This is a genomic window from Pontiella sp., from assembly GCF_041622395.1.
In the GTDB taxonomy this organism is placed as follows: domain Bacteria; phylum Verrucomicrobiota; class Kiritimatiellia; order Kiritimatiellales; family Pontiellaceae; genus Pontiella.
Map to the genome: position 1 here is coordinate 1 of NZ_JBFJYW010000369.1, position 3,309 is coordinate 3,309.

Annotated in this window: 3 protein-coding genes; all 3 read left to right on the plus strand. The window is 62.7% G+C overall.

The features are described from left to right. Positions 1 to 1,244, plus strand: a 1,244-nt coding sequence (locus tag ABYO54_RS15585; RefSeq protein ID WP_372809155.1) for a DUF3592 domain-containing protein, incomplete at its 5' end; no start/stop codon positions are given. A 59-nt stretch (positions 1,245 to 1,303) separates the two neighbouring features. Continuing rightward, complete coding sequence (locus ABYO54_RS15590; protein ID WP_372809156.1) at positions 1,304 to 1,576, plus strand: hypothetical protein; 273 nt, start codon at positions 1,304 to 1,306, stop codon at positions 1,574 to 1,576. Positions 1,577 to 1,618: 42 nt separating this feature from the next. After that, positions 1,619 to 3,244: an L-aspartate oxidase gene (nadB, locus tag ABYO54_RS15595; RefSeq protein WP_372809157.1), complete on the plus strand. Its 1,626-nt coding sequence runs from the start codon at positions 1,619 to 1,621 to the stop codon at positions 3,242 to 3,244. The last annotated feature ends 65 nt before the right edge of the window (positions 3,245 to 3,309 follow it).

The window sequence follows — 3,309 nt, forward strand, 5'->3', positions numbered from 1 at the left end:
CCGCCGAAGCCGTGCTGGACCTGCCGACCGTGGCGGGGGCGAAGAAGGGCCTCGGCTTTGCATTGATCTTCCCGGCCGTCGGACTCTTGTTCGCCACGATCCCGTGGTTGCGCGGGCGGAACAAGCGCGACGGCGAGCCCGCGAAGGCCAAGAAAGAGCGCTCGCCCAAACTGTTCCTGGTGCCGTTCGGTTCGATCTTCTTTTTGATCGGCGTGCTGATGCTTAAACCGTTCCTGTTCGAACCGCTGCAAAAAACCCGCGATGCCCAAACGTGGAACGAGGTCCAGGCCACCGTGGTTTCGAGCAAGGTGAAATCGCACAACAGCGACGACGGCACCACCTACAGCCCCTACATCGCCTACCGCTATACGATCGATGGCCAGGAATACTTCGGCGACCAATACACCTTCTCGGGGGGATCGAGCAGCGGCTATTCCGGCAAGGCCGCCATTGTCCGGAAGTATCCCAAACGCAAAAAATTCACGGTTTACGTCAACCCGGCCGATCCGACGGAATCGGTCATCAACCGCGAGCCCTCCCTCGGCTTGTTGTTCGGCCTCTTTCCGCTCGTCTTCGCCCTCGTTGGCGCCGCGATCATGGTGGCCGGGTTCCGCGCCAAGGGCGGCAACGCCAAGCTCGACGAGCGGCAGGCGAATGCATACGAGGTCACGCTCAAGGGGAAATCCCCGGCGGCCAAGGCGATCGCCCTGACCCTGTTTGCCAGCGCCTGGGGCGGAATCGTCTACTTGATCTTCAAGTCGGATGCGCCGATGGCATTCCCCATCATCTTCGGTCTGTTCGGCGTCGCCATTGCCGCCGGAGCCGTCCACGCCATCTTGGCCACCTTCAACCCCCGCCCCACCGTCGAGATCGTCCCCGGCAACATCCGGCCCGGAACATCGGTCGCGATGCGCTGGAGAACCAACGGGCGGATCGACCGGATCAGCGCGCTGAAAATCACGCTCAAATGCCTGCAGGTCACCACCGAAACCCGGCGCAGCGGCGGCAAGACGCAAAGCAGCGTCGTCAGAACCCCGATCCACGAACAGGAGTTGCTCGTCACCCAAAAGCAGCACGAGATCGCCCACGGCACCCTCGGCTTCCAGGTGCCGAAAGACCAACCCGCTTCGCGCCTCGGCAACCACGACGGCATCGAGTGGCAGATCGTCTTCCACGGCGACATCGCCCGCTGGCCCGACATGAAAGCGGAGCTTCCCTTCATCGTCTATCCCACGGGTGCGTGATTCCGCCTTTCCATTCGCGGAGCGAACACCTATATTCCACGGTCTGAAAGGAAAAAACAATGAGCGGCATGAAGAGCGCGTATGAGCTGGCGATGGAGCGCCTCGGTGGCAAAGCCAACCCGTTGACCAATGCACAGAAGGCGGCGATCGCGGAGATCGATTCCAAGATGAAGGCCAAAGTGGCCGAAACCGAGATCATGTTCGACCAACAGCTCGCCTCCGAAACCGATCCGGCCAAGGCCGGATTTATCCAACAGACCAAGCAGAACACCATTGCGAAAATCCGGCAAGACGCCGAGGACCAGAAAGAAAGCGTAAGATGTGACGAGTGAAACGTGAATTCCTCACGCCTCACGACTCACTCGTCACCGACCATGAAAAACACGACTAAAAAATTCGATTTCCTCGTCATTGGTTCCGGGCTCGCGGGACTGACCTGCGCCATGGAACTGTGCAAGCACGGCACCGTGCTGGTTGCCAGCAAAGCGGAAGCGACCGAGTGCAACAGCTTTTATGCCCAAGGGGGCATTGCCTGCGTGATCGACCCGAACGACACGGTCGAGGCGCACATCGAGGATACGCTCGGCACGGGCTATGGCCTCTGCGACCCAAAGGTGGTCGAGCGCATCGTCAAAGGCGGCGGATCCCGCATCGCCGCCTTGGAGGAACTCGGCATCGAGTTCGACCACAGCAAACCGCAGGGCCATAACGCGAAGCTCGAATACGACCTCGGGCAGGAAGGTGGCCACTCGCATCGCCGCGTGCTGCATGCCGGCGACATCACCGGGCAATCGATGATGCAGGTGCTGGTGGCCCGCGCCCGCGAAAACGGCAACATCACGATCCGCGAACACCTGATGGCGATCGACCTCGTTACGACGGAATGGATCAAGCACCCCGGCCCCAACCGCTGCATCGGGGCCTACTTCCTCGACACGAAGACCGACAAAATCTATCCCATCCAAGCCAAGTGCACCGTGCTGGCGACCGGCGGGCTCGGCAAGGTCTACCCCTACACCTCCAACCCCGACGTGGCGACGGGCGACGGCGTGGCAATGGCCTGGCGCGCCGGCCTACCGATCCGCAACATGGAATTCGTCCAATTCCACCCCACCTGCCTCTACCACCCGCAGGCGAAATCCTTCCTGATTTCGGAAGCGGTGCGCGGCGAAGGCGCCGAGCTCAAGGACATCCGCGGCCATGCCTTCATGAAGGATTTCGACGAACGCGGCTCGCTGGCCACGCGCGACGTCACCGCGCGCGCGATCGACTTCGTGATGAAGAAGCACGGCGACCCCTATGTCTACCTCGACATCACCCACCGATCCGAGGCGTTCCTGCGCGAGCGCTTCCCGAACCTTTACGCGGCGTGCCTGCGCTACGGGGTCAACATGGCCACCGAGCCGATTCCGGTCGTGCCGGCCGCGCACTATTCCTGCGGCGGCATCGTGGCCGACGTCGACGGCACCACCGCCCTGCCCGGGCTCTACGCCTGCGGCGAGGTGGCCAGCACCGGACTGCACGGCGCCAACCGGCTCGCCAGCAACTCGCTGCTCGAGGCGCTCGTCTGCGGCCATGAAACCGCACGGGAAATCGCGCGCGTCCACGACCAATTCAAGGAAGAGACCGGGATCCCCGCCTGGAAGTGCGGCGAAGCGGTTTCGTCCGACGAAGCCGTGGTGGTGGAACACAACTGGAACGAAGTGCGCACCGCGATGTGGGACTATGTCGGCATCGTCCGCACCGAGCGGCGCCTCGCGCGCGCCCGCCGCCGCATCCGCAACCTGCGCGAGGAGATCAAGCAATACTACGGCGACTACCTCGTGACGTCCGATCTGCTGGAGCTACGCAACATTGCCGACGTGGCGGAATTGATCATCCGCTCCGCCAAGCAACGCAAAGAGAGCCGCGGCCTGCACTACATGGCCGACCACCCCGAAACCGCCGACTTCCTGACCGACACCATCATCCACGACAAGCCCGGCGGACCGTTGACCTGAAACGCGGGGGCGACGGAGCCGGGCACGCACCGGCTCAACAATCCACCGTCCCAACCATGCCCTAA